This is a genomic window from Paraburkholderia youngii, assembly GCF_013366925.1.
Lineage (GTDB): Bacteria > Pseudomonadota > Gammaproteobacteria > Burkholderiales > Burkholderiaceae > Paraburkholderia > Paraburkholderia youngii.
On the sequence record NZ_JAALDK010000002.1, the window covers coordinates 1488233 to 1513018 of the forward strand.

A 24786-nucleotide genomic window follows, 5' to 3' on the forward strand; every position below is an offset into this window, starting at 1 on the left:
CCAGCCAGGTAGCCGACAATTGGTGGCTATACGAGGCGAGTCCCAGCGCGCGGCTGCCTCCCGGACGACGAAACGGTATTCGTCACCACGTGCACTTTGTCGAGGCAGACATGTCAAGCAACATTACGATCACGGACGAACTCGTAGCTGAAATCGCAAACCGGATGGCCGACGAGGGCCAGAAGGTGTCTCCCGTCGCCATCTGGTCCGAAGTCCATAGCGGTTCGGTGGTCGCGGTGTCCGCGGCATTGCGCAAGTGGCGCGAGACGCGCGCCGCGCGGGTGCCGCAGGTCGTCGAACGTCCTGCTTTGCCGGAAACCGTGACGGACACCATGCGCGAAGCGCTTGACCGGCTGTGGACGTCGGCGCAGGACGAAGCGGAACGCTCAGTGGCGCGACGCCTCGCCGCGATGCGTCAGCGTGTCGAGGACGCCAGCAACGAGCGCGACGAAGCGCTCGCCGAACTGCAAACCACCGTCCAGGAACTCGATGCGCTGCAGGTCGAGTTGGACAAGATGACCAGCGCCTACGACGAGAAGGTCGATGCCGTGGCCGGGCTCGAAGAGGACATCGCGCTCGCGGTGCAACGCACCGACGCGGCCGAGAAGCGCGCGCAGGAGCTTGCCGACCGCGTTTCGCACCTCGAAGCGGAACTGGAGCGCGCGGAACAGGCCGCGCAGCGTGGAGCGATTGCGGGCAACGAGAGCGATGCCGCGGGCGAGGGCGAGGCGGCGAGCGAGTCGGCCGAGTCGGTAGTCGAAACGCCGGCCGGCGAGGCAGAGCGCGCGGCGCTGGAAGCGGAGCATGCCGAAGCGGTCGCTCGTCTTCAGAGCGAACTCGAAGCGATTCGCGCGCAACTGCAGGCCGAGCAGGAAGCGCATGCGGCCCGACGCGAAGAGGTCGAGGGCGCGCAGGCCGAACGGGATGCCGCCGCGCTCGAATTGCAGAATGCCCAGACGCAAATCGCCAGCCTGAGCGACGAGCGCGATGCGGACGCTTCCGAAATCGCGAGGTTGTCGGCCAGCTTGTCCGGAGCGCAGGAGCGTGCCGACGCGGAGCAGCAGCGCGCGGCCGAACTGGCCGAAAGCGCGGCGGCCGCGAGCGAGAAGGCCGAGGACGCGGAATCGGCGTCGCCGGCGGGTGTCGACTCGCAGGAACTCGAGGCATTGAAGGCGCAGATGTCGCGCGACGCGCAAGCGCATGCCGCAGCGATTGCCGAGGCGCGGGAGACCGTCAGGAAATGGTCCGACTACTCGAACGCACTGAAGCAGCAGCTGACTCAGGCGAATGAAAAAATGGTGGTCGTCCTTGCCCGCGGCGCGGGCGAAGCGACCTTGAGCCGCCGGCTTTCCGCTGAACTCGGTCGGGTCGAGCCGGAGCATGAATTGCTGCGCAAGGAGATCCAGCAGCAAGTGATCGTCGAAACGATCACCGCTCACCTCGAGAAACAAGGCTACCGCTACGACGAGCAGACGGGTGCGGTGTCGAAGCTGAACACCGAAAGCTCGCCTGCGTGACAATGGTCAGAAGGCTGTTGTCGTTCGACGGGTTTTTCATAGTGTCCATCTTTATCGCACAGGCGTGCGCCATGCCACGTTCGATGGACGTGACATGGCATTGCCCTCTACGGCTTTGAAACGGTGCAGCGGGGAATGGACCGCGCGCTGGACTCAGCGCATCACGAACGGATCGCTGATCGGCTCGTCCGAGGTGCGCAGCCATACCGACTTCGTCGTCGTGTATTCGAGCGCCGCGGCCATGCCGCCTTCGCGGCCGTGACCGGACAGGCCAAAGCCGCCGAATGGCACCAGCGGAGACACCGCGCGATAGGTATTGATCCAGACGATCCCCGAGCGCACGCGCTTCGACACGCGATGCGCGCGAGTCAGGCTGGTGGTGAAAATGCCCGCGGCGAGACCGTAGGCGGTGCTGTTCGCCTTGTCGATCGCTTCCTGCTCGGTGTTGAACGTATCCACCGAAAGCACCGGCCCGAACAACTCCGTCGTAATGCTGTCGGCGTCGCTCACGCCGGTGCAGTCGAGAATCGTCGGCGCATAGTAGTAGCCGTCGCGTTCCAGCGTCTTGCCGCCGGCGAGCACCCTGGCGCCCTGACGCACCGAGTTCGCGACGACCTTCTCGATGTTGCGCAGTTGCCTCTCGGTGCAAAGCGGCCCGTATTCGGTCGTCATCTCGTTGGGCGAACCCACCCGTATGCGCGACACGCGCTCCACCAGCAGGGCGAGAAACCGCTCTTTCACGGAGGCTTCGATCAGCAGCCGCGAGCCCGCCACGCAGCTTTGGCCGCTCGCCGCGAAGATGGCCGCCACCTGCGCGTTCACGGCACTCTGGATATCGGTATCGGCGAACACGATGAAGGGCGACTTGCCGCCCAGTTCCAGCGACACCTTCGCGAGGTTGTTCGATGTGTTCGACACGATGTGCCGCGCAGTTTCCGGGCCGCCCGTGAAGGCAACCTTGTCGACCTTCGGATGGCTGCTGAGCACCGCACCGCATTCCGGCCCGAAGCCGGTAATCACGTTGACGACGCCTGGCGGGAAGCCGGCCTCGTGCACGAGCTTCGCGAATTCGAGCAGCGGTCCTGGGGCTTCCTCGGACGCCTTGAGCACGACCGTGCAACCGGCGGCGAGCGCCGGCCCGAGCTTGACGGCGGATAGGAACAACTGGCTATTCCACGGCACGATCGCGGCGACCACGCCGACCGGCTGCCGTTCTAGCCAGACCTGCATGTCCGGCTTGTCGACGGGAATGCTGCTCCCTTCGAGCTTGTCGGCGATGCCGGCGTAGTAGCGGTAGTACTCGGCGACGTAAGCAATCTGGCTGGACGTCTCGCGAATGATCTTGCCGGTGTCGTTCGTTTCAATTTCAGCGAGTCGCGGCGCAGCCTGTTCGACGAGCCCGGCCAGCTTGTAGAGCAGCTTGCCGCGCGCCGACGCGGTGAGGCCGGCCCACGCGGAATCGGTGAGCGCGCGGCTGGCCGCCTCGACCGCCCGGTTGACCTGCTCCGTGCGCGCTTCGGGCATTTGCGCCCACGCTTTGCCGGTGGCCGGGTTGACGCTCGCGAACGTGGCGGCGCCGGGTTCGAACTGTCCGTCGATGTACAGCTGAAAATGCGAATCCATGGCGTCGGCCCCTTACCGGAATGCAGGCATCACGTCGTTGATCATGCGTTCGAGCGAAGCCTTCTTGCGCTCGAAGCTCATGCCCGTATCGATCCAGAACGAGTACTCGTCGAAGCCGAGCGCCTCGTATGCCCTCAGGCGCGCAATCACTTCCTCGGGCGTGCCGATCACGTTGTTCTTGCGCATCGCCGCGGGCGTGTAGAACGGATGAGCAGCGATCTCTTCCGGGCTCAGCGTCTTGATCATGCCGCGGCTCACCGGCCGCTCGTTCTTGAACCATGCACCGAAGTAGTTGTAGAAGGTGTTCACTTCGTCGGCCGCGATCTGCGCGTCGTTTTCGCTGCTCGCGACATACGTGTGACGCAGCAGCATGATCTGCGGGCGCGGCAGGTTGCTGAACTTCTCGCACGCGGCGTTGAAGTGGCCAACCAGCTTCTCGACCTCTTCGTCGCCCAGATGCAGCGGCGTCACCTGCACGTTGCAACCGTTGGACACCGCGAACTCATGGCTGTTCGGGTCGCGCGCGGCCACCCAGATCGGCGGGTGCGGGCGCTGCAGCGGCAGCGGCGAAGACGTCGTGGAAGGGAATTTCCAGAATTCGCCTTCGTGCGCGTAATCGCCTTCCCAGAGCTTTTTCACGGCCGGGATCAGTTCGCGCATGCGTTGACCCGCGCCCCACGCGTCGAGCCCCGGATGCAGGCGTTCGTATTCGAACGAATACGCGCCGCGCGCGATGCCCAGCTCCAGGCGGCCGTTCGAAATGATGTCGGTCATCGCGGCTTCGCCGGCGAGCTTGATCGGATGCCAGAACGGCGCCACCACCGTGCCGGTGCCGAGCCTCACGTGCTTCGTCTTGTTGGCGAGGTCCGCGAGATTGATGAATGGATTCGGCGCGATCGTGAAGTCCATGCCGTGGTGCTCGCCGGTCCAGACGGCGTGCATGCCGCCGCGATCGGCAATCTGGCAAAGCTCGACCATTTCGTCATACAGCTGCTTCTGACTGGTCTGCCCGGAGACGCGCTCCATGTGAACGAAGAGGGAAAATCGCATGATGTGACCTTTCAGGAATGAAGCGGGCGGACTGTGCCGTTGCTATGGTCGCCGAAGTACAACCCGTAGCTCTTCAACTGGCTTTCCTTGCGGTAGCGGTGCAGCATGCTGGCCACGGCGCTGTCCTGCAACGCTTGGGTGTCGATGTCGTCGATGCCGATGAATTCGCCTGAAGCGTCAGCCGAAGCGGCGAGTTCATCCGGCGCGCTGCACAGGAACGAGATGTACTGGTATTGGGTTTCGGTGTTGTTGTAGACCGAATGGATGAAGCTTGCCGATGCGTCGGGCTGGTACTTCTCGCCGCTGCCCACTCGACGAACTGTTGCAAGCCGGCGCCTGGCTCGAGCGGATCGCTTCGACCGTGGCCCGGCATATCGACCGAGATCACCCGGAACTCGGACGACAGCCCTTCGATCTGCGGATACCACGCGAGCGCCTGCGTGCCGACGCTGTGGATCAGGACCAGCGGTTCGCCGCTGCCCTGCTCCAGATAGTGCGCGCCGCGCTTATTTGACAGCTGCAGGGTTCTTGGCGTCATTTCCGAGCTCTGCGAGGTCTTTGTAGCGATCGCCAATGCGGTGATGCGGACGGCCACCGGTAGCGGCGCCAATCGCGATCACGAGTTCGTCCGCGGCCGGCGCGTCCGCAATCGCAAACTGCAGCGTCAAATAGTGCGAACGGCGGCCTTCGTCGTTCTTGTCCATCATCGGGATCAGCAGCGGCGCGTTGGCGGGGCCGCGCGTGTTGTTGAACGCCAGATACGACTTCGCGCCGACGGCCGAGCGATACGTGTTGCCGAAGTGCAGCGTGTGGATCAGCGCGGACGCATGCTCGATCTCGCCCGCAAGGCCGACGATCGCGCTCTTGCCGAACGCTTCGACCGCTTCGCCCGAACCGGCTTCGTCGATGATCAGCCTGGTCAGGTGCTCGCTCAGTTGCGGCGCGAGCGCACGAATCTCCGGCGACAGGTCTTCCACATAACCGCGGCCCGCCCACGGGTTCTTGATCACGGCGGCCGCGCCGATCATTTTCAGCGGCTTGGCGGCGACCTTGTCGCCGTCGACATAGACGGTCTCGACATGGAGGATGGATTTGCGAATCAGGCTCATGGCAGCTTCCTGCGTGGGTTGGATGTGTGAGGCATTGTGGTATACCATGTTACGGCATGCCATGAGTGTTAACCCGGGGCGCCGTGGAAGCCGCGTCTGGCGGGGAAAGGGCGTTTTTTGCGAGGGATTTGCTGGCGAGCAGCGACGTCCAAAAAACGTAGCGCGCGGTTCGTCGGACCATCAACGAAGCGGCAGCTATGGCGCAAACCATTCTGGATTTAAGAAGGAGGAGATATGGCTGCATATTGGATAGCCCACGTAACCGTGCTCGATGCGGCGAAATACAAGGGCTACACGGACATCGCACCGCAGGCGTTCAACAAGTACGGCGCGGTGTTTCTCGCGCGCGGCGGCGCGTCGGAGGTGCTGGAAGGTGAATCGTTCGAGCGGCACGTCGTGATTCGCTTCAGGGACATGCAAACGGCGCTCGACTGCTATCACTCGCCCGAGTATCAGGCCGCCAAACAGAAGCGCGATGGACATTGCCGGGCACAGATCACGATCGTCGAGGGCCTGGGCGGCTGATTGTGCCCTCGTGTGCAAGCCTGAAAGTCAGATGAGTCATAATATGGCATTCCACGCCCGCGCCCTCGGTGCGGGCCCTCGTCCATCGTCCCACTGCCGCATATGCACGACCTCAAAATCGACCGCAATGTCAAAACCTTGCGTGAACTCACGCTCGACAAACTGCGCGCCGCGATAGTCCAGGGGTATTTCCGGCCGGGCACCCGCCTCGTCGAACGCACGCTGTGCGACGAACTTGGCGTGAGCCGCACCGTCGTGCGCGAGGTGCTGCGGCATCTGGAGACCGAAGGCCTGGTCGAGATCGTCGCGCGGCAAGGACCGATCGTCGCGCGGCTCGACCCCGCGCAGGTCGGCGAGATCTACGAGTTGCGCGGGCTGCTCGAAGCGAACGCCGCGCGGGCCTGCGCCGAGGGCGCCACGCCTGAAGTCGTGCGGCAACTGCGCGAGATCCGCGCAATCATCGAAGACGCATTCGAGAAACGCGATCTGCCCCGCGTGCTCGAATACACCGAGCGCTTCTATGAAACGCTGTTCGAAGCCGCCAACAAACAGGTGTCGCTGGCGCTCGTCACGTCGCTGAACGCGCGCATCAACCGCCTGCGCGCGTTGACCATCGCGACGCCGGGCCGAGGCGGCGATTCGAACCGCGAAATGAACCTGCTGCTCGACGCGATCGAGCGGCGCGACGGTGACGCGGCGTCCGCAGCGTCGTTCGCGCATATCAAGCGGGTGTCGGAACTGGCTTTGGCGGTTCTTGCGGAGCAGAACGAAGCGACCGGCGACGCCTAAGCCCATCCGTAGTCGCCCCTATCAAGGCCGCCGGCATCTGCCGGCGGCCTTTTCTTATGGCTGTTTGATCAAGCAAACACGCGCTTAGCCCAAACCGTGCCAGCGTAATTCATCGCAATATCATGGTATTCCATAATACGTCATGCATTGTTGTAGGCCATAAGATGGCATACCATAATCTCATCGATATTGATCTGCGGCTCGAAGCCTGAAAGGAGAACCCCATGACGTGCAAAGTGGAGCGTGTCCGATGAATCCTGATATGTCGCCGACGCGCGTGATCTCGCATGGTCAGCGTGGCCGAACCGCGGGCACCTGCTACAGCGTGTACGCGCGGCAATCGGACGCCGCCGCCGAAACCGTCGTGCTGATCCACGGCGTAGGCATGAATCAGAGCGTGTGGGCGCCGCAGATCGATGCGTTATCCGAATCGTTTCGCGTCGTTGTCTACGACATGCTGGGGCACGGCGACAGCGTGCTGCCGAGCGCGGAGCCCTCGCTCGACGAATACGCGGCGCAGCTCGCGTCGCTGCTCGACGCGCTGCGGATCGAGCGCGCGCACGTGGTGGGGCATTCGATGGGCGCGCTGGTCGCGCTGGAATTCGCGCTGACCCACCCCGAGCGCACGCTCAGCGTCGCCGCGTTGAACGCGGTGTACGACCGCACGCCGGCACAGCGCGAGGCGGTGATGACGCGCGCGGCCACGCTCGGCGATGCGCGTGCCGACACCGGGGTGGACGGAACCCTGTCGCGCTGGTTCGGCGATCCCATTCCGGGACACCTGACCCAGGCCGCGCGGGCGGTGCGAGCGCTGCTGCTTGCCGTCGATCCGGTGGGCTACGCGCGCACCTACCGTCTGTTCGCCTGCTCGGACGACGCGCATGTCGGGCGTCTCGCGAGTCTCGCGGTTCCCGCGCTATTTCTGACGGGCGAGGGCGATCCGAATTCGAGCGCGCAGATGTCGCGGGCGATGGCCGCGGCGGCACCACAGGGCCGCGCCGAAGTGATCGCGAACGCGCGCCACATGATGAACGTCACCGACCCGGAGCGCGTGAACGCAAGCCTGCTCGCGTTCCTTGTCGAAGCATCGGCGTTGCGAAGGAAGAACCCCGCAATGACCGCAGCAACTACCGCAGCAACTACCGCAGTACCAACCGGAGAACGCCATGGCTGAGTCGATCACCGCCCCGCGCGCGCAACCCCCTTTCGATATCGTCGATTTTCGACGCGCGCTCGGCGCATTCGTGACGGGCGTGACCGTCGTCACGACCGTCCAGGCGGACGGTTCGCCGCGGGGCTTCACGGCGAACTCGTTCACGTCGGTGTCGCTCGATCCGCCGCTGATTCTCGTGTGCGTCGCGAAGACGGCGGCGAGTTACGCAGTGTTCTCGGACACGCACCGCTTCGCGGTGAGCGTGCTCGCCGAAGACCAGAAGCATGTGTCCGGCGTGTTCGCTTCGAAGGCCGCGGACAAGTTCGCGCAAGTGCCGTGGAGCACGCGCAAAACGGGCGCGCCGGTGATGGATGGCTCGGCCGCGAGCTTCGACTGCACGACGCATCAAGTGGTCGATGCGGGCGATCACATCATCCTGATCGGTCGCGTGGTGGACTTCGTGCAAACGAGTTCGTCGCCGCTTGGCTACTGCCGCGGCGCATACGTGAACTTCAGCCTGTCGCAGGACGCGCTGGCCGCGGCCGCTGGGCGCGCGAAAGTCGGCGCGATCCTCGAGCACCGCGACGGGCTGGTGCTCGTCGACACCGGCAAAGGCTTGGGGCTGCCAACCGGCATCAAGCTCGACCCGGCCAGCGATCCCGCGAGCCTGCACGGCGTGCTCGCCAAGCTCGGCCTGCATGTGCATCTCGACTTCCTGTTCGCAGTGTTTGAGGACGGCAGCGGCAAGGAGCCCGGCGTGCATATCTACTATCGCGGCCGCGTGATTCCCAACGGCTCGCCGTGGCTCGACAGCAGCGTGCGCATCGTGCCGCTGTCCCAGATTCCGTGGGACGACGTGAGCGACGCCGCGGTGCGCTCGATGCTCGAACGCTATGAGCGCGAACGCAGGCAGGACGCGTTCGGCATTTATGTCGGCGACAGCGAAGCCGGCACCGTGCAGCCGCTCGGCCTCGCGCATTGACAGCGCGGCACCGCTGCAACCCACAACTCACAACTCACAACGACGAAGCCGGCGCGTTTTCTCGCCGCCGGACCGACGAAGCAACACCCAACCGTATCCCGGAGACAGACATGAGCAGCAGAAGCATTCCGTTTATCGCGCCGTTGTTCGTTGCTTGCGCGACGGCGCTCGCGGCAGCGCCCGCACTCGCCGCAGACCCGATCGTCTTCACCAGCTGGGGTGGCACCACGCAGTCGTCGCAACAGAAGAATTGGGCGCAGCCGTTCACGCAGGCGAGCGGCATCACCGTGTTGATGGATGGCCCGACCGACTACGGCAAGCTGAAGGCGATGGTCGATAGCGGCAACGTAAGCTGGGACGTCGTCGATGTGGAAGGCGACTTCGCGTACGCCGCGCAAAAGGCCGGCCTGATCGAGCCGATCGACTACTCGGTCGTGAAGAAGGACGAACTGGACCCGCGCTTTGCGACCCCGGACGCGGTGGGCAGCTTCTATTACTCGTTCGTGCTCGGCTACAACAAGTCGAAGTACACGGGCGCGCAGCCGCAGACGTGGGCAGATCTGTTCGACACGAAGAAATTCCCCGGCAAGCGCACGTTCTACAAGTGGTCGGCGCCGGGCGTGCTGGAAATCGCGCTGCTCGCCGATGGCGTGCCGCCGAACAAGCTCTATCCGCTCGACCTCGACCGCGCGTTCAAGAAGCTCGACACGATCAAGAGCGACATTGTCTGGTGGAGCGGCGGCGCGCAGTCGCAGCAACTGCTCGCCTCGGGTGAAGCGCCGATCGGCATGTTCTGGAACGGGCGTTTGCATGCGCTCGCGCAGACCGGCGTGCCGGTGGCCATTTCGTGGAACCAGAACCTGACCGCCGCCGACATGCTGGTAATTCCGAAGGGCGCCAAGCATCGCGCGGAAGCGATGAAGTATCTGGCGGCCGCGACGAGCCCGCAGGCGCAGGCGAAATTCGCCGCCGAGACGGGTTACGCGCCGATCAACGTGAAGTCGGCCGCGCTGATGCCGGCCGCGATGGCGAAGACGCTGCCCGACCAGTACAAGGACTCGCAGATCAATCTCGACATGAAGTACTGGGCCGACAACCGCGACGCGATTGCGAAGCGCTGGTACGCGTGGCAATCGAAATAAGCCGCACGGACCGACGTTAGAGCCGAGCGCCGCGCAATGAACCGGCGCGCAGAGACACCGAGCAGGAGACATCATGCCCAACGTAATGAGTACCGTCGCGCATCCGCCCGCGACGGCCGCGCGCAAGCGGCGCGACTGGCGCAGCATCTGGCTGCTGACGCCGGCCATGCTGCTGCTCTTGATCTTCTTCCTGCTGCCGGTGCTGTCGCTGCTATTGCGCAGCGTGCTCGAGCCGACACCGGGACTGGAGAACTATCAGCAACTGGTCGGTTCGACCACATATCTGCGCGTCTTCGGCAATACCTTTCTCGTCGCGACGGTCGTGACCGTCGTCACGGTGCTGGTGGGCTTTCCGATGGCATGGCTGCTCGCGATCGCGCCGCGCAAGCTCAGCTCCGTGCTTTTCGCGATCCTGCTGCTGTCGATGTGGACCAACCTGCTCGCACGGACTTTCGCGTGGATGGTGCTGTTGCAGGGTACGGGTCCGATCAACCGCGCGCTGATGGCGATCGGCCTGATTCACGAGCCGCTCGCGCTCGTGAACAACCTCACCGGCGTGACGATCGGCATGACGTACATCATGCTGCCGTTCCTCGTGATGCCGCTGCACGCGACGCTGCGCGGCATCGATCCGTCGACGCTGCGTGCCGCCGCGGTCTGCGGCGCGAGCCGCTGGCAGGCGTTCTGGCGCATCCTCGTGCCGCTCGCGATGCCGGGTGTGGCCTCCGGCGCGCTGATGGTATTCGTGATGGCGCTCGGCTACTTCGTCACGCCCGCGCTGCTCGGCGGTCCGTCGTACATGATGCTCGCCGAACTCATCGCGCAGCTCGTGCAGGAACTGCTGAACTGGGGCCTCGCCGGTGCTGCCGCTTTCGTACTGCTGAGCGTGACGCTCGTGCTCTATGCGTTGCAATTGCGCTTTACCGGCAGTGCGCGCGCAATTCAGGGAGGACGCTGACATGTTGCTCGATTTCGATCGTCTCGGCGGGCTTCGCTGGGCACTGGTGGCCATAGGCGCGGCCGTCGCACTGTTTCTGCTGCTGCCGATCCTGTTCATCGTCGCGCTGTCTTTCGGCGATTCGCAGTGGCTGATTTTCCCGCCGCCGGGCTGGACGCTGGAGTGGTATCGGCAGCTTTTCACGGACGCGGGCTGGATCGACTCGCTGCTGACGAGCGCGAAGCTGGCCGTGATCGTGATGGCGCTTTCGGTGCTGCTCGGTTTTCTTGCGTCGCTTGCGCTGGTGCGCGGCAAGTTCCGCGGCCGCGAAGCGGTGAAAGGCTTCTTCCTGACACCGATGGTGCTGCCCGTCGTCGTTCTGGCCGTCGCGCTGTACGCGTTCTTTCTGCGCATCGGCCTGAACGGCACGATGACCGGCTTCGTGCTCGGCCATCTGATCATCGCGCTGCCGTTCTCGATCATCTCCATCAGCAACTCGCTGGTGAGCTTCGATACGGCGCTCGAAGATGCCGCGCTGATCTGCGGCGCGTCGCCGCTCACCGTGAAGCTGCGCGTGACCCTTCCCGCGATCCGGCTCGGCCTGTTCGCCGCCGCGATCTTCGCGTTTCTCGCGTCGTGGGATGAAGTCGTGGTGTCGATCTTCATGTCGAGCCCGACACTCCAAACGCTGCCCGTGCGTATCTGGTCGACGCTGCGGCAGGACCTGACGCCCGTCGTTGCGGCGGCGTCTTCACTGCTGGTCGCATTGACGACCGTATTGATGCTGGCGGGCGCCGTGCTGCGCCGCGCGCGCTAATCGATGTAATCAGCGAGGTAAACGAGCCATGACTGCATTCCTGCAAATCCAGCGTCTGCGCAAGACCTACGACGACGTCGTCGCCATCGATCAGGTTTCTCTCGATGTGCGCAAGGGCGAATTCATGACGTTTCTCGGGCCGTCCGGTTCGGGCAAGAGCACGACGCTGTATATCGTCGCGGGCTTCCAGGAGCCCACCGACGGCCGCGTGCTGCTCGACGGCAAGCCGTTGCTGGCGGTCGCGCCGAACAAGCGCAACATCGGCATGGTGTTTCAGCGCTATACGCTGTTCCCGCATCTGACGGTAGGCGAGAACGTGGCGTTTCCGCTGCGCGTGCGCCGCCGCCCCGAAGCCGAAATCAAGACCAAGGTCGACAAGATGCTCAAGCTCGTGCACCTGTCCGAGTGCCGCGACCGGATGCCCGCGCAGTTGTCGGGCGGGCAGCAGCAACGCGTGGCGATCGCCCGCGCGCTGGCCTACGATCCGCCCGTGCTGCTGATGGACGAGCCGCTGTCCGCGCTCGACAAGAAGCTGCGCGAGGAAATCCAGCTCGAATTGCGCCGCATCCATCAGGAAACCGGCGTGACGATCCTCTACGTCACGCACGACCAGGAAGAAGCGCTGCGCCTGTCCGACCGCATCGCGGTGTTCAACAAAGGCCGCATCGAGCAGGTGGGCACCGGTGAGGAGCTGTACGCGAACCCGGCGTCGCGCTTCGTTGCGAGCTTCATCGGCAATTCGAATTTCTTGCCCGTGAAGGTCACGAAGAATAACGACGGCCGCATGAACGGCGTGTTTCCGAACGGTCACGAGATCGCGTCGGACGCCTTCAGTCCCGCGCTCAGCGCGGGCGACGACGGCACCTTGATGATCCGGCCCGAGCAGATGCGCATCAGCGCGCTGCAAGCCGCAAGCGGGGGGAACGGCACGAGCGGCCTGCCCGTGACGGTGCGCGATATCACGTATCTCGGCGACGCGATGCACTACGCGGTGGCGACCCCGTGGCAGCAGGAAATCTCGATCCGGATGCCGGCCGCGCATCGGCACGACAGCGGTATCGCGATCGGTACCCAGGCGCTCGTCGACTGGGACGCACGCGATGTGCGCCTGTTCGCGCAAGCATGACGGCGACTGCCATGAGCGGCGCACTGCCATCGCTGAAGGTTCAACGCCCGACGACCACCTTGCGCGAACTCGCGCTCGAGAAGATGCGCACGGCGATCCTGGAGGCCCATTTCCACCCCGGCGAGCGGCTCGTCGAGCGCTCGCTGTGCGAGATTCTCGGCGTGAGCCGCACCGTGGTTCGCGAGGTGTTGCGGCACCTGGAAACGGAAGGGCTCGTCGACTCGATACCGAACCAGGGGCCGATCGTCGCCGTGCTCGACTTCGATACGGCGGCGGAGATCTACGAAATACGCGCGCTGCTCGAAGGCGAGGCAGCGATGGCCTGCGCGCGGCATGCGGACGAGCAGACGGTTGCCGATCTCGCCGGCCTCATCGGCCAGATTCAGACAGCGTTCGAAGCGCAGGATCATCAGGCCGTCAGGGCGCTCACTACGGCCTTCTACGAACGCATGTTCATCGCGGGAAAAAAGCATGTGGCCTGGGAAATCGTGCAGTCGTTGACCGCGCGCATCAACCGTCTGCGAGCGCTGACGATCGCTTCCGACGACCGCGGCCGCCAGGCCGTCGACGAGATGCATTGCATTCTCTCGGCTATCTCGGCTCGCGATAGCGCCGCCGCGCGCGAGGCCGCGATCGCGCATGTGCACCGGGTGGCCGAAATCGCCCGCAAGCTGCTGGCCGAAGGGCACGAACAGGCGGTGTGGCGTCAGGCGGGCTAGCATTTTTGTGTATCAAAGGAAAGCAACGTGGAATTGAAGACCCTGTTGAAGGACGCGGCGCTTCTGCGCGATCAGGCTTATATCGACGGGCAATGGTGCCCGGCCGACTCGGGCGCGAGTTTCGACGTACTGGACCCGGCAACGGGCGCAACGCTCGGCAGTGTCCCGTTGATGGGTGAGGCAGAAACGACGCGGGCAATCGATGCGGCCAACGCCGCGTGGCCGGCGTGGCGAGCCCGCACGGCCAAGGAGCGCGCGGTCGTGATGCGCCGCTGGTACGAACTGATGATCGAGAACGCCGACGACCTCGCGCTGATCCTGACGGCGGAACAGGGCAAGCCGCTCGCGGAAGCGAAGGGCGAAATCGCTTACGGCGCATCGTTCATCGAGTGGTTCGCCGAGGAAGGCAAACGCGTGGCCGGCGACACGCTCGCGACGCCGGCATCGGACAAGCGGCTCGTCGTGCTCAAGGAGCCGATCGGCGTGTGCGCCGCCATCACGCCTTGGAATTTTCCGAACGCGATGATTACCCGCAAGGTGGGCCCGGCGCTTGCGGCGGGCTGCCCGATCGTCGTGAAGCCCGCCGAAGCCACGCCGTTCTCCGCGCTCGCGCTCGCGGTTCTGGCCGAGCGGGCCGGCGTGCCCAAGGGCGTGCTCAACGTCGTCACCGGCGATCCGAAGGCGATTGGCGGCGCGATGACGAGCAGCCCGGTGGTTCGCAAGCTGTCGTTCACCGGATCGACCGGCGTAGGCAGATTGCTGATGGCGCAAAGCGCGCCCACGGTGAAGAAGGTCACGCTCGAACTAGGCGGCAATGCACCATTCATCGTGTTCGACGATGCCGATCTCGACGCCGCGGTGGAAGGCGCGATTGCATCGAAGTACCGCAACAACGGGCAAACCTGCGTGTGCACGAATCGCTTCTACGTGCATGAGCGGGTGTACGACGCGTTCGCGTCGAAGCTGGCTGCGGCAGTCGAAGCCCTGAAGGTTGGGCACGGCATGGAGGGCGGCGTCACGCTGGGTCCGCTCATCAACGACGCGGCGCTCAGCAAGGTCGAAGCGCACATCGCCGACGCGCTCGGCAAAGGGGCGACGCTTGCCACCGGCGGCAAGCGCCACGCGCTCGGCCACGGCTTTTTTGAGCCCACGGTGCTGACCAACGTCACCGCGCAGATGGCCGTGGCGAAAGACGAGACCTTCGGCCCGCTCGCGCCGCTGTTTCGTTTCTCTAGCGACGAAGAAGTGGTGCGACTCGCCAACGACACCGAGTTCGGACTGGCCGCCTACTTCTATAGCCGCGATATCGGCCGCATCTGGCGCGTGGCCGAACAACTCGAATACGGCATGGTGGGCATCAATACCGGCCTGATCTCCAACGAGGTCGCGCCGTTCGGCGGCGTGAAGCAGTCGGGTCTCGGCAGGGAAGGCTCGCACTACGGAATCGACGATTACCTCGTGATCAAGTACCTGTGCATGGCGGTTTGACCTCGATCCGATAGTCAGCGTGCGGCACGGCCAAGCGTAGAATTGCGGGCGCGGCGGCGAGCCGATTCGTCGTCTGACCGGAGACCGATGGCTGATGGAAATCAAGTGGATCGAAGACTTCATCGCGCTCGCCCGCTATCAGAGCTTTTCCCGCGCGGCGGAGTTCCGCAACGTCACGCAGTCGGGATTCAGCAGACGGATTCAGCAGCTCGAACAATGGGTCGGCGCCGATCTCGTCGATCGCAGCGGCTTTCCGCCGACCTTGACTCCGGCTGGCCAACTGTTTCGTGATGCGGCCGAAGGCATCCTCGACAAGCTGTTCGACACGCGCGCGATCATTCGCACCGAACAGCGCATTGCCGGCACGAGCCTGCAGATCGCGGCGGGCCACACGATCGCGCTCAACTTCCTGCCCGCGTGGTTGCGCACGCTGTCGAAGCATGTCGGCGAAGTGCGCGCGCGCGTGATTCCGGCGAACGTGCACGATTCGATACTGATGCTGGTCAACGGCAACTGCGAGCTGATGTTCGCTTATCACCATCCGCAGCTGCCGTTGCATCTCGATCCGACCCGGTACGAATGCGTGACCGTGGGCGTCGACACTTTCATGCCGGTATGCAGGCCCAATCAGCGGCTTGCGCACGGGTACCGTCTGCCCGGCGTGATCGAACATCCGATGCCGTTCATCGCCTACACGGAGACCAGCTACTTCGGGCGCTGCTTCGCGTTGCTGATGGAGCAGAGCAAAGCGTCGCCCGCGTTGCATCTTCACTATGAGTCCGACATGGCCGAGGTCGTGAAGAAGCTCGTGCTGGAAGGCGAGGGCGTCGCATGGTTGCCGAAGAGCTCGATCGCCGCCGAACTCGACAGCGGTCAACTCGTCGCCGCCGGCCGCTCCGAATGGCAACTGCAACTGGAGCTGCGCGTGTACCGTGACCTGACGAATCGCAGCGAACTTCTCGATACGCTGTGGCGGCATCTTCTGGCTTCGTCGGGGCCCGCCGAGCAGCGCTGATAGGGTTATCCCGCGTTATGCGAAACTTGCATAGCCGTATGCAACACTAGCATTCAAGGCGGTTCTGCCGTCTCTAGAATTCCGTCCAGACACAAAAAGCGGTACATCGACATGCGATGTGCCGGCCATTCCCGAGCGCGCGCCGGTCGATGCCGATCGTTCGTGCGCCATCCCTGGACGGAGACACATGAAGAATCGGCTTACCCTCTACATCCTCGCCGGCATGCTGCTCGGCGTGGCCGTCGGTTATGTCTGCCATCGCACCGCGGCCGATGCCGCGCACGCGAAGGAGATCGCCGGCTACTTTTCGATCATCACCGATATCTTCCTGCGGCTCGTGAAGATGATCATCGCGCCGCTCGTGTTCGCCACGCTCGTGTCGGGTCTCGCCGGCATGGAAGGCACCAGCGACGTGCGCCGCATCGGGCTGCGCTCGATCGCGTGGTTCCTGTGCGCGTCGCTGTTCTCGCTCGCGCTCGGCCTCGTGCTCGCGAATCTGTTGCAACCGGGCGCGGGCTTGCACATGGCCCAGACGAGCGCTGACGTGGCCACGGGCCTCAATACGTCCAGCCTCAACTTCAAGGACTTCGTCACCCACGCGTTCCCCACCAGCATCATCGATGCGATGGCGCGCAACGATATCCTGCAGATCCTCGTCTTCTCCGTGCTGTTCGGCATCGTGCTCAGCGTGATCAAGTCGGACCCGCGCGTCGCGCCGCTGATCGCGGGCGTCGAAGGACTCGTGCCCACCATGCTGAAGCTGACCGATTACGTGATGCGTCTCGCGCCTCTCGGTGTGTTCGGCGCGCTGGCCTCGGCGATCACGGTGCATGGTCTCGACGTGCTGACCACGTACGGCAAGCTCGTCGCCAGCTTCTATACGGGGCTCGCGCTGCTGTGGGCCGCGCTGATCCTCGCCGGCTACGCTTTTCTCGGCAAGCCGATCTGGGCGTTGCTCAAGGTGATCCGCGAACCCGCGATGCTGGCGTTCTCCACGGCGAGCAGCGAGGCGGCGTATCCTCGCCTGACGGAGAAGCTGGAGGAATTCGGCGTCGACAAGAAAGTGGTCGGCTTCACGTTGCCGCTCGGCTATGCGTTCAATCTCGACGGCTCGATGATGTATCAGGCGTTCGCCGCGATCTTCATCGCGCAGGCGTTCGGCATCGACATGCCGATCAGCACGCAGATCGTGATGCTGCTGGTGCTGATGGTGAGCAGCAAGGGGATGGCGGGCGTCGCGCGCGGCTCGGTGGTGGTCGTCGCGGCGGTGGCGCCGATGTTCCATCTGCCGCCATCGGGCGTCGTGCTGGTGCTCGCGATCGACCAGATTCTCGACATGGGGCGCACCGCGACCAACGTAATCGGCAACAGCATCGCGACGGCAGCCATCGCGAAGTGGGAAGGCAAGCGCGTGGCGCGCCAGCAGCGCCGCGCGGCGATCGCCACGGCTTCGTTCGGCCAGTTCGAAGGCGAGACGAAATGAGCGGCATCGATGCAACCGCTGCCACGAGCGCGCGCAAGTTCGGGGTGGTGGGCGGGCTTGGCCCGCTCGCGAGTGCCGACGTGTTCTTCAAACTGATCAAATCGACGCCGGCCACGCGCGACGCCGAGCACTTCGATGCGATCTTCGAGCAGCAGCCGTTTCGCAGCGCCGATGCCGACAGCGAGACGCTGACGCAGCGCAAGCTGTACATCTTCGATCTGATCAGCAGCTTCGAGAAGCGCGGCGTGACGACGGTCGTGCTGCCGTGCTTCCTGAGCCATACGTTCATCGACGAACTGAAAGCCAATTCGCCGCTGCAGATCGTCGATATGGTCGATGCGGTGCGCAGCCACGTGCGCAGAAGATTTCCCGCGGTGCGCCGCGTGGGCGTGCTCGCATCGGCCTATACGCGGCGCAAGCGTCTGTTCGAGAAGTGCTTTGCGGCGCCAGAATTCGAAGTGATCCACCCGCGCATCAGCGACGGCACTGATTTCGTCACCGAAGCCGTCTATGGCGAGGATGGCGTGAAGAGCGGTAATCTGCGTGGCCGTCCGGTCGAATTGCTGCGCGCGGCTTGCGAGGATTTGATCGCGCAGGGCGCCAATGTCATCGTGCCGGGGCTCACCGAAATCGCGCTGGTCGCGGATGAACTGGGTGCGTTGCGCGTGCCGCTCGTCGATTCGAACCTGGCTTACGCGCAATACGTCGTGTCCGGCCAGTACCACACGCCCGAGACGATCTTTAAGGTCGGCGTGGTGGGCGGCGTGGGTCCGGCGGCCACCGTCGATTTCATTCACAAGATCGTGCGTGCGACGCCCGCGCAGCGCGATCAGGACCACATCAAGCTGCTCGTCGAGCAGAACCCGCAGATCCCGGATCGCACGGAGAACCTCATTGGCGATGGACCCGATCCGACCATCTCGCTGTACGCGACCTGCAAGAAACTCGAAACGGGCGGCGCGGATCTGATCGCGATCCCGTGCAATACCGCGCATGCCTTCGTCGAGCGGATCCAGCCTTATCTCGGCGTGCCGATCGTCAATATGCTGACGGTGACCGTGCGTTATCTGCGCGAGTCGTTTCCCGCGCTGCGCTCGGTCGGCGTGCTCGCGACCTCCGGCACGCTCGCGAGCGGCGTCTACCAGAAGGCGCTCGAATCGCAGGGCTTGCGGCAGGTCGTGCCGGCACCCGCGCTGCAGGCGCGCGTGATGGACGCGATTTACGGCAAGGAAGGCGTGAAGGCCGGATTCACGGCGGGGCAGTGCCAGCAAGACCTCGCCGCGGCGATCGACGGACTCATCGCCGAGGGCGTCGAAGTGATCGTTCTCGGCTGCACGGAACTGCCGCTGCTGCTGCGCGAGCCGTATGTGATCGGCGCGAACGGCGCGCGCGTGAACGTCGTCGATCCGACCGATGTGCTCGCGAAGCAGTGCGTCGCCTGCGCGACCGCGCCGCCTCGATAACCCAACCGCATCAACCATTCAATGCGACGGACCTGCACACGACGTGTGCCGGATGACCCCGCTCGCGTGTCGTTTTCAGAACCTGAGAGGAACTCATGCTTGCACCGACCGAACGTATCGAACACGACCTTCTCGGCGATCTCGCCGTGCCCGCGACCGCGTACTACGGCGTACACACGCTGCGCGCGCTGCAGAACTTTCCGATCACCGGTCTTCCGATCTCCGTGTATCCGAACCTCGTCAATGCACTGGCGAGCGTGAAAGAAGCCGCCGCGCTTGCGAATCACGATCTCGGCCTGTTGAGCGCAGCGAAGATGCAGGCCATCGTGCATGCATGCAGGCAAGTGCGCTCAGGCACCGCGCACGAGCATTTCGTCGTCGATGTGATTCAGGGCGGCGCGGGTACCTCGACCAACATGAACGCGAACGAGGTGATCGCCAATCTCGCGCTCGAACATCTCGGGCGACAGCGCGGCGAATACGCGATTCTTCATCCGAACGAGGATGTGAATCTCGGCCAGAGCACCAACGACGTTTATCCGACCGCGCTGAAGATCGCCACGTACGCGGGAATCATGCAACTCGTCGATGCGATGGGCGTGTTGCGCGCATCGTTCGAACGCAAGGCGGTGGAATTCGGCAACGACCTGAAGATGGGCCGCACACAGCTTCAGGACGCGGTGCCGATGACGCTCGGCCAGGAGTTCAGCACCTTCGCGGTGATGCTCGGCGAAGATGAAGAGCGGCTGAAGGAGGCCGCCCAACTGATCTGCGAGATCAACCTCGGCGCGACCGCGATCGGCACCGGCATCAACACGCATCCGGAATACGCACAGCTTGCCTGCAGGCACCTGAGCGAAATAACCGGTATTGCGTTGACCACGTCACCGAACCTGGTCGAAGCGACGCAGGATGTCGGCTCGTTCGTGCAGCTTTCCGGCGTACTGAAGCGCGTCGCCGTCAAACTGTCGAAGACCTGCAACGATCTTCGCCTGCTTTCGAGCGGTCCGCGCGCGGGCCTCGGCGAAATCAACCTGCCGCCGGTGCAGGCGGGTTCGAGCATCATGCCGGGCAAGGTGAATCCGGTGATTCCCGAGGTCGTCAACCAGATCGCGTTCGAAGTCATCGGCAACGATGTGACGGTGAGCTTCGCCGCCGAAGCGGGTCAGCTGCAGCTCAACGCATTCGAGCCGATCATCGCGCACAGCCTGTTCAAGAGCGTCGCGCATCTGCGCGCGGGGTGCCTCACGCTCGCGTCGAAATGCGTCGACGGCATCACCGCGAATCGCGAACGGCTGCGCGCGATCGTCGAGAACTCGATCGGCATCGTGACCGCGCTGAACCCGTACATCGGCTATACGCACTCGACCGAAGTCGCGAAGGAAGCGCTGGCGTCGGGCAAGAGCGTGGCGCAGATCGTGATCGACAAAGGGCTGCTGAGCCAGGCGCAGCTCGACCAGATCCTTCAACCGGCCATGCTGACGCAACCGAGAAAAATGTCCCCGGCGGAATGAGCGACGAAGGTTTTCCCAGTGACAGGTCGCGTGTATACGCACGCGACTCCTTTAAACGATGGTGGAGACGAAACATGAGCATCAACACGATCAATCGAAAAGCAATGCGGCTGTGCGGTTCGGCGGCACTGCTGATTGTGGCGCTTGCCGCGGGTACCGCCGCGCAGGCGGCCGACGCGTCATCGCAACAGGCAAGCGCCGTTACCGCAATGCCGCGCGTTCTGCTGCTGGCCACCGGCGGCACGATCTCGGGCACCGCCGATCCGCGCTCGGCAATCGGCTACAACTCGGGCAACGTGAAGGGGCAGGAACTGGTGCGCGGCGTGCCGGGCATCGAGAAGCTCGCGAGCATCAACGCGGAGCAGATCTCGAACGTCGGCTCGCAGGACATGAACGACAAGATCTGGTTGCAGCTTGCGCGGCGAATCGACGAGGCTTTCGAGCGCAACGAGGCCGACGCCGTCGTGATTACGCACGGCACCGATACGATCGAGGAAACCGCGTTCTTCCTGAACAACGTGCTGCACTCCGACAAGCCGGTGGTACTGGTCGGCTCAATGCGCCCGGGCGGCTCCACCAGCGCCGACGGCCCCAACAATCTGTACGAAGCCGTCGAAGTGGCGGCGAGCCCGCAGTCGCGTGGCCGGGGTGTGATGGTCGTGATGAACGATCAGATTCACGCGCCGCGCTGGATCACCAAGACCAATACCACGGCGGTACAGGCGTTCGCGTCGCCGAACGCGGGCGCGATCGGTTATGTCGATCCGGCCAGCGTGCGCTTCGTGATGCCGGCGGTGCAAGCGACGCGCACCGCGCTGAGCCTGCCCGCGAACGGGCAATTGCCGCGCGTCGATATCGTGTATGCGCATAGCAACATGGATGGCCGCCAGATCGAGCATGCGATCGCCGATGGCGCGAAGGGCATCGTCGTCGCCGGCGAAGGCGACGGTGACATGTCGAAGGAAGCCCTCGCGGCGCTCGACCGCGCGGCGGCAAAAGGCATCGTGGTAGTTCGTTCGACGCGCCTCGTGTCGGGATTCGTGAACCGGAACGTCGAGGTGGACGACGACAAGCGCGGCTTCGTCGCATCGCTCGATCTGAATCCGCAGAAGGCGCGCTTGCTGACGCAGTTGCTGGTGGCCAACGGCGTGACCGATCCGGTCAAGGTGCAGCAGGCATTCAGCGGAACGTGGTGATGGATTGGGGGCGGCGCGGCATCGCAAGCGACGGATAGCCGCTCTATCGCCCCTCGATCAGCGAGGAAAGCAGCTTCAGCAGGCTGTCGATATTGACGGGTTTGACGAAGTGATAGTCGAAGCCCGCCGATTGTGCGCGCAGCCTGTCGTCCGTCTGACCGTATCCGGTGATCGCGATCAGCAACGGCTTCGCATCGCCTTTGCGGCGAAGCTGCCTAGCCAGTGCGTATCCGTCGATATCCGGCAAGCCGATATCGAGCAGCGCCACGTCCGGCACGAATGACGGTGCGGCTTCCAGCGCCTCGGCTGACGAATACGCGACACGGGCAGCATGCCCTTCGGATTCGCACAGCATCGCGAGTGAATCGGCGGCGTCGCGATTGTCATCGACGACCAGCACGCGCAACGCGGTTCGCGCGTGCCCCGGCGCGGGCTCCGACAGCGCGACCGCCGAATGGCGTTCATGGTGGTGCAAACGCGGCAGTCGGACCGTCACCGTGGTGCCGAGATTGGGGCCTTCGCTGTGCACGGCGATCGTGCCGTTGTGCATTTCGACGAGCTTCTTGACGAGCGACAGTCCGATGCCGAGGCCGCCATCCGAGCGATCGAGCGTGCGTTCGCCTTGCGAAAAGAGCTCGAACACCTTCGGCAGAAGCTCGGCCGAAATGCCCGTGCCGGTATCTTGCGTGACGATGGAAACCCATTCGCCGTCGGCCGCTACGTTCACCGTGATATGTCCGTTCTCCGGCGTGTACTTGCTCGCGTTGTTGAGGATATTGACGAAGATCTGCGAAATCCGCGTGATGTCGCCGCAAACCCACGTGGTCGGATCGCAAACACTGACGTGCAACTGCTGATGACGAGCTTCGGCCATCGCCGCGATCGCCTCGACGGCGTGATAGACGGCCGTGCCGACCAGAACGGGCTCGAGTTGCAGCACGATGCGGCCTTGGGTGATGCGCGACACTTCGAGCAGATCGTCGACGATTCGCGTCATGTGCTCGACCTGCCGGCGCATCAGGTTGATCAGCTCGTGGGGGCGTGAGCCCGTGTCGGGCTGCTTGTCGAGCAATGCGATGGCAGTGCGTAGTGGCGCGAGCGGATTGCGCAGTTCGTGCGCGAGCATCGCGAGAAACTCGTCCTTGCGGCGATCGGTTTCGCGCAGCATCAGTTCGAGCTGCTTGCGCTGGGTGATGTCGATCACGCTGGCGATGATGCGCAACGGCTTGCCGTCCGCGCCTCGCTGAAGCAGCGCGCTGCCGTGCATCCATTGTTCGCCGTACGCGTTCTGCAAGCGGAATTCGAAGTTCGCGACCGGGTCGTGGCCTTCGGCCACTCGGCAGACATACTGTTCGAGCATCGCGCGGTCGTCGGGATGCACATTGCGCAGCGCCTCGTCGTAGCTGAGCACATGGTCTATCCGCGGTGCGTGGCCCTCTTCGAACGACAGCGTGCGCGAGGTCAGGTCGAAGCAGACGATGTTCAGCCGCGCCGCCTGCATCGCGACGGACAGACGCAGGTTGCGCGCTTCGATCGCCAATTGCGCTTCATATTGAGGCGTCACATCGGTCGTTGTGCCGAACCACTCCTGGAGTTTGCCGTGGCTGTCGAACAGGGGTGCCGCCTGGGCGTGCATCATCCTGTACTGGCCGTCGTGACGCCGCATGCGGAACATGATCGATCCGGGCGCGCGTCGCTGCAGCACATCGACCCACCCCTGCCTTGCCGCCTCGCGGTCGTCCGGGTGAACGTAGTCGAGCCATCCCCAGTCCGCCAGACGGACCGCGCCGTCGCCCGTGAAGCGGCTCCAGTCCTCGCCTGCGGGCCGGATGTCGCCGTTCGGCTCGGCCGACCATACGAGTGCGCCCGTCGATTCCACGAGCACCCGATAACGCCGCTCGCTGAGACTGAGTTGCTCTTCGGCTGCCCGCTCCTTGCTGATATCGAAGGTCACGCCGTACACATGCGCGAGCGTACCGTTCTCGTATTCCGCGTGGCCGCGCATGCGCAGCCAGCGTGGGGAAGGCGATCCACCGTTCAGCACGAAGTCGAATTCGAAGGGACCGCCGTATTGCAGAGCGTCATCGACCTTCCGCTGGAATAGCGCCCGATACTCGGGTTCGACACGGTTCTCCAGATCGGATAGCGCAAGCGCATCGGTGCCGGGTGGAAACCCGTACAGATCCGCGAGTTGCGAGGTCATTCGCACGACGCGGCGCTTCATGTCCCATTCCCACGCACCCATGCGAGCGCCGTGGAAGGCAGCCTTCAGGCGTCGCTCGCTCGCTTCGTACATGGCCCACGCGTGACGGGCTTCGTGGATATCTGTCGCGACGCCCACCGTCTCGCCGATGCGGCCATTCGCGTCGCGCTCGGCTTGAAGATGCAACACGTGCCAGCGATACTCGCCGTCCGCGCGCAGCAGACGCACTTCGACATTGCCGAGCAGCGTGCCGTCCCGCATCTGCCGCACTGCGTCGAGCACATGATCGATGTCGTCGGGATGAACGAAGGTCTTCCAGTGCATCCCGACCAGTTCAAGGGCGGGAATGCCGAGATACCGTGATGTCCACGGGTTGGCGTAGCGGACGACGCCGTCGCGATCGGCACGCCAAACGAATGAAGGAAGGAAGTGAGCAGGATCGTTCATCAGCGTCCTTGCATCGGTTTCCTCTGCGGACATGGCGCCGAGGATGATCCAGCGCTGCGCACATGGTGTGCCTGCTTACATTAGCTAGCCCGAACTGCCAAACACGATGTTTGTACCATGCGAATGTTCATGCGGTAAAGGCGAGCCAGACGGTCGGAGATATAGACGGATGCCGCGATGGCATTGAACTTGCTCAATTACGCATATCAAGCCGGCGGTTTCGGCGCAACGGACGCGTGCCTCATTTCTGCTTTGAACGCATCCGTGACGGGACCACCGGCCATCCAGAAGGAGACAACGATGAATCACCCCGAAAACAGCAAGCCGCAGGAAGGTCAGCCGCGCGATGCGGCTGGGATGAGCGAAACCTACGTGCCGTCATACCGTTTGTTGTTGAAAGAGCCGACCGTACTGCTTGCTGGCAACCCGATCGACCGCACGGATGTAGCGACCGCAGCGATCCTGGGCTACAACTGACGACCGCGCGC

23 protein-coding genes are annotated in these 24786 nt (G+C 64.1%); 18 read left to right on the forward strand and 5 right to left on the reverse strand.

Annotated elements, in window-relative coordinates; all coding sequences use genetic code 11:
- Nucleotides 1-110 precede the first annotated feature (110 nt).
- Nucleotides 111-1517 carry a DNA-binding protein gene (locus G5S42_RS38155; protein WP_176111860.1) on the forward strand — a complete coding sequence of 469 codons (1407 nt, stop codon included), beginning with the start codon at nucleotides 111-113 and terminating at the stop codon, nucleotides 1515-1517.
- Nucleotides 1518-1670: 153 nt separating this feature from the next.
- On the opposite strand, the gene G5S42_RS38160 is transcribed toward G5S42_RS38155, so the two are convergent.
- The 3 genes from G5S42_RS38160 to G5S42_RS38170 all read right to left on the reverse strand — a co-directional run bounded on the left by G5S42_RS38160 (nucleotide 1671) and on the right by G5S42_RS38170 (nucleotide 4605).
- Complete coding sequence (locus G5S42_RS38160) at nucleotides 1671-3140, reverse strand: aldehyde dehydrogenase (RefSeq protein ID WP_176111861.1); 1470 nt, start codon at nucleotides 3138-3140, stop codon at nucleotides 1671-1673.
- A gap of 12 nt (nucleotides 3141-3152) precedes the next feature.
- On the reverse strand, nucleotides 3153-4190 hold the full coding sequence (locus tag G5S42_RS38165; protein ID WP_176111862.1) for an LLM class flavin-dependent oxidoreductase: 1038 nt from the start codon (nucleotides 4188-4190) through the stop codon (nucleotides 3153-3155).
- 73 nt (nucleotides 4191-4263) lie between these two features.
- Nucleotides 4264-4605: an alpha/beta fold hydrolase gene (locus G5S42_RS38170; protein ID WP_376777216.1), complete on the reverse strand. Its 342-nt coding sequence runs from the start codon at nucleotides 4603-4605 to the stop codon at nucleotides 4264-4266.
- On the opposite strand from G5S42_RS38170, the gene G5S42_RS38175 reads away from it, so the two are divergent.
- Nucleotides 4513-4704, forward strand: coding sequence for a hypothetical protein (locus G5S42_RS38175; RefSeq protein WP_176111863.1), 192 nt, complete (start codon nucleotides 4513-4515; stop codon nucleotides 4702-4704). The genes G5S42_RS38170 and G5S42_RS38175 overlap by 93 nt on opposite strands.
- On the opposite strand, the gene G5S42_RS38180 is transcribed toward G5S42_RS38175, so the two are convergent.
- Nucleotides 4697-5299 (reverse strand): amino acid synthesis family protein, encoded by a 603-nt coding sequence (locus G5S42_RS38180; RefSeq protein ID WP_176111864.1) that lies wholly within the window; start codon nucleotides 5297-5299, stop codon nucleotides 4697-4699. The two genes, G5S42_RS38175 and G5S42_RS38180, sit on opposite strands and share 8 nt — an antisense overlap.
- Nucleotides 5300-5533: 234 nt before the next feature.
- Between G5S42_RS38180 and G5S42_RS38185 the strand changes: the two genes are divergently transcribed.
- The 15 genes from G5S42_RS38185 (at nucleotide 5534) to G5S42_RS38255 (ending at nucleotide 21648) form a co-directional block, all read left to right on the forward strand.
- Nucleotides 5534-5824: a DUF1330 domain-containing protein gene (locus G5S42_RS38185; RefSeq protein WP_018436685.1), complete on the forward strand. Its 291-nt coding sequence runs from the start codon at nucleotides 5534-5536 to the stop codon at nucleotides 5822-5824.
- A 102-nt stretch (nucleotides 5825-5926) separates the two neighbouring features.
- Complete coding sequence (locus G5S42_RS38190; protein ID WP_176111865.1) at nucleotides 5927-6613, forward strand: GntR family transcriptional regulator; 687 nt, start codon at nucleotides 5927-5929, stop codon at nucleotides 6611-6613.
- Nucleotides 6614-6863: 250 nt separating this feature from the next.
- Entirely contained in the window at nucleotides 6864-7787 is a 924-nt protein-coding gene (locus G5S42_RS38195; protein WP_176111866.1) for an alpha/beta fold hydrolase, read from the forward strand.
- The gene (locus tag G5S42_RS38200; protein ID WP_176111867.1) at nucleotides 7780-8748 is read left to right on the forward strand and encodes a flavin reductase; all 969 of its coding nucleotides are present in this window, start codon (nucleotides 7780-7782) and stop codon (nucleotides 8746-8748) included. The genes G5S42_RS38195 and G5S42_RS38200 overlap by 8 nt, the downstream gene beginning before the upstream one ends.
- A 110-nt stretch (nucleotides 8749-8858) precedes the next feature.
- Nucleotides 8859-9890: an ABC transporter substrate-binding protein gene (locus tag G5S42_RS38205; protein ID WP_176111868.1), complete on the forward strand. Its 1032-nt coding sequence runs from the start codon at nucleotides 8859-8861 to the stop codon at nucleotides 9888-9890.
- Nucleotides 9891-9963: 73 nt separating this feature from the next.
- Complete coding sequence (locus tag G5S42_RS38210) at nucleotides 9964-10848, forward strand: ABC transporter permease (RefSeq protein ID WP_176111869.1); 885 nt, start codon at nucleotides 9964-9966, stop codon at nucleotides 10846-10848.
- Nucleotide 10849: 1 nt separating this feature from the next.
- Nucleotides 10850-11644 (forward strand): ABC transporter permease, encoded by a 795-nt coding sequence (locus G5S42_RS38215; RefSeq protein ID WP_176111870.1) that lies wholly within the window; start codon nucleotides 10850-10852, stop codon nucleotides 11642-11644.
- A 28-nt stretch (nucleotides 11645-11672) separates the two neighbouring features.
- Nucleotides 11673-12770 carry an ABC transporter ATP-binding protein gene (locus G5S42_RS38220; RefSeq protein ID WP_176111871.1) on the forward strand — a complete coding sequence of 366 codons (1098 nt, stop codon included), beginning with the start codon at nucleotides 11673-11675 and terminating at the stop codon, nucleotides 12768-12770.
- Nucleotides 12771-12781: 11 nt separating this feature from the next.
- Complete coding sequence (locus G5S42_RS38225; protein WP_176111872.1) at nucleotides 12782-13489, forward strand: GntR family transcriptional regulator; 708 nt, start codon at nucleotides 12782-12784, stop codon at nucleotides 13487-13489.
- 27 nt (nucleotides 13490-13516) lie between these two features.
- Entirely contained in the window at nucleotides 13517-14977 is a 1461-nt protein-coding gene (locus G5S42_RS38230) for an NAD-dependent succinate-semialdehyde dehydrogenase (RefSeq protein ID WP_176111873.1), read from the forward strand.
- Nucleotides 14978-15071: 94 nt separating this feature from the next.
- Nucleotides 15072-15992 carry a LysR substrate-binding domain-containing protein gene (locus G5S42_RS38235; RefSeq protein WP_176111874.1) on the forward strand — a complete coding sequence of 307 codons (921 nt, stop codon included), beginning with the start codon at nucleotides 15072-15074 and terminating at the stop codon, nucleotides 15990-15992.
- A 187-nt stretch (nucleotides 15993-16179) separates the two neighbouring features.
- A complete protein-coding gene (locus G5S42_RS38240) occupies nucleotides 16180-17475 on the forward strand; it encodes a dicarboxylate/amino acid:cation symporter (protein ID WP_176111875.1) in 1296 nt (431 codons plus the stop codon).
- Nucleotides 17472-18938 carry a cysteate racemase gene (gene cuyB / locus G5S42_RS38245; RefSeq protein ID WP_176111876.1) on the forward strand — a complete coding sequence of 489 codons (1467 nt, stop codon included), beginning with the start codon at nucleotides 17472-17474 and terminating at the stop codon, nucleotides 18936-18938. Before G5S42_RS38240 ends, cuyB begins: the two co-directional genes overlap by 4 nt.
- A 95-nt stretch (nucleotides 18939-19033) precedes the next feature.
- Nucleotides 19034-20452 (forward strand): aspartate ammonia-lyase, encoded by a 1419-nt coding sequence (gene aspA, locus G5S42_RS38250; protein WP_176111877.1) that lies wholly within the window; start codon nucleotides 19034-19036, stop codon nucleotides 20450-20452.
- A 74-nt stretch (nucleotides 20453-20526) separates the two neighbouring features.
- Nucleotides 20527-21648 carry an asparaginase gene (locus tag G5S42_RS38255; RefSeq protein WP_176111878.1) on the forward strand — a complete coding sequence of 374 codons (1122 nt, stop codon included), beginning with the start codon at nucleotides 20527-20529 and terminating at the stop codon, nucleotides 21646-21648.
- 43 nt (nucleotides 21649-21691) lie between these two features.
- Here G5S42_RS38255 and G5S42_RS38260 read toward each other — a convergent pair whose 3' ends face one another.
- Nucleotides 21692-24298, reverse strand: a complete 2607-nt coding sequence (locus G5S42_RS38260) for a PAS domain-containing hybrid sensor histidine kinase/response regulator (RefSeq protein ID WP_176111879.1) — start codon at nucleotides 24296-24298, stop codon at nucleotides 21692-21694.
- Between the two features lie 177 nt (nucleotides 24299-24475).
- On the opposite strand from G5S42_RS38260, the gene G5S42_RS38265 reads away from it, so the two are divergent.
- Nucleotides 24476-24775, forward strand: coding sequence for a hypothetical protein (locus G5S42_RS38265; RefSeq protein ID WP_176110692.1), 300 nt, complete (start codon nucleotides 24476-24478; stop codon nucleotides 24773-24775).
- Nucleotides 24776-24786 lie beyond the last annotated feature (11 nt).

Coding starts and splice junctions, on each gene's coding strand:
- G5S42_RS38260 (WP_176111879.1), bottom strand. CDS start 24,298: ATGAACGATCCTGCTCACTTCCTTCCTTCATTCGTTTGGCGTGCCGAT.
- aspA (WP_176111877.1), top strand. CDS start 19,034: ATGCTTGCACCGACCGAACGTATCGAACACGACCTTCTCGGCGATCTC.
- G5S42_RS38165 (WP_176111862.1), bottom strand. CDS start 4,190: ATGCGATTTTCCCTCTTCGTTCACATGGAGCGCGTCTCCGGGCAGACC.
- G5S42_RS38255 (WP_176111878.1), top strand. CDS start 20,527: ATGAGCATCAACACGATCAATCGAAAAGCAATGCGGCTGTGCGGTTCG.
- G5S42_RS38215 (WP_176111870.1), top strand. CDS start 10,850: ATGTTGCTCGATTTCGATCGTCTCGGCGGGCTTCGCTGGGCACTGGTG.
- G5S42_RS38190 (WP_176111865.1), top strand. CDS start 5,927: ATGCACGACCTCAAAATCGACCGCAATGTCAAAACCTTGCGTGAACTC.
- G5S42_RS38225 (WP_176111872.1), top strand. CDS start 12,782: ATGAGCGGCGCACTGCCATCGCTGAAGGTTCAACGCCCGACGACCACC.
- G5S42_RS38195 (WP_176111866.1), top strand. CDS start 6,864: ATGAATCCTGATATGTCGCCGACGCGCGTGATCTCGCATGGTCAGCGT.
- G5S42_RS38160 (WP_176111861.1), bottom strand. CDS start 3,140: ATGGATTCGCATTTTCAGCTGTACATCGACGGACAGTTCGAACCCGGC.
- G5S42_RS38185 (WP_018436685.1), top strand. CDS start 5,534: ATGGCTGCATATTGGATAGCCCACGTAACCGTGCTCGATGCGGCGAAA.
- G5S42_RS38155 (WP_176111860.1), top strand. CDS start 111: ATGTCAAGCAACATTACGATCACGGACGAACTCGTAGCTGAAATCGCA.
- G5S42_RS38200 (WP_176111867.1), top strand. CDS start 7,780: ATGGCTGAGTCGATCACCGCCCCGCGCGCGCAACCCCCTTTCGATATC.
- G5S42_RS38180 (WP_176111864.1), bottom strand. CDS start 5,299: ATGAGCCTGATTCGCAAATCCATCCTCCATGTCGAGACCGTCTATGTC.
- G5S42_RS38235 (WP_176111874.1), top strand. CDS start 15,072: ATGGAAATCAAGTGGATCGAAGACTTCATCGCGCTCGCCCGCTATCAG.
- G5S42_RS38240 (WP_176111875.1), top strand. CDS start 16,180: ATGAAGAATCGGCTTACCCTCTACATCCTCGCCGGCATGCTGCTCGGC.
- G5S42_RS38210 (WP_176111869.1), top strand. CDS start 9,964: ATGCCCAACGTAATGAGTACCGTCGCGCATCCGCCCGCGACGGCCGCG.
- G5S42_RS38265 (WP_176110692.1), top strand. CDS start 24,476: ATGGCATTGAACTTGCTCAATTACGCATATCAAGCCGGCGGTTTCGGC.
- cuyB (WP_176111876.1), top strand. CDS start 17,472: ATGAGCGGCATCGATGCAACCGCTGCCACGAGCGCGCGCAAGTTCGGG.
- G5S42_RS38205 (WP_176111868.1), top strand. CDS start 8,859: ATGAGCAGCAGAAGCATTCCGTTTATCGCGCCGTTGTTCGTTGCTTGC.
- G5S42_RS38220 (WP_176111871.1), top strand. CDS start 11,673: ATGACTGCATTCCTGCAAATCCAGCGTCTGCGCAAGACCTACGACGAC.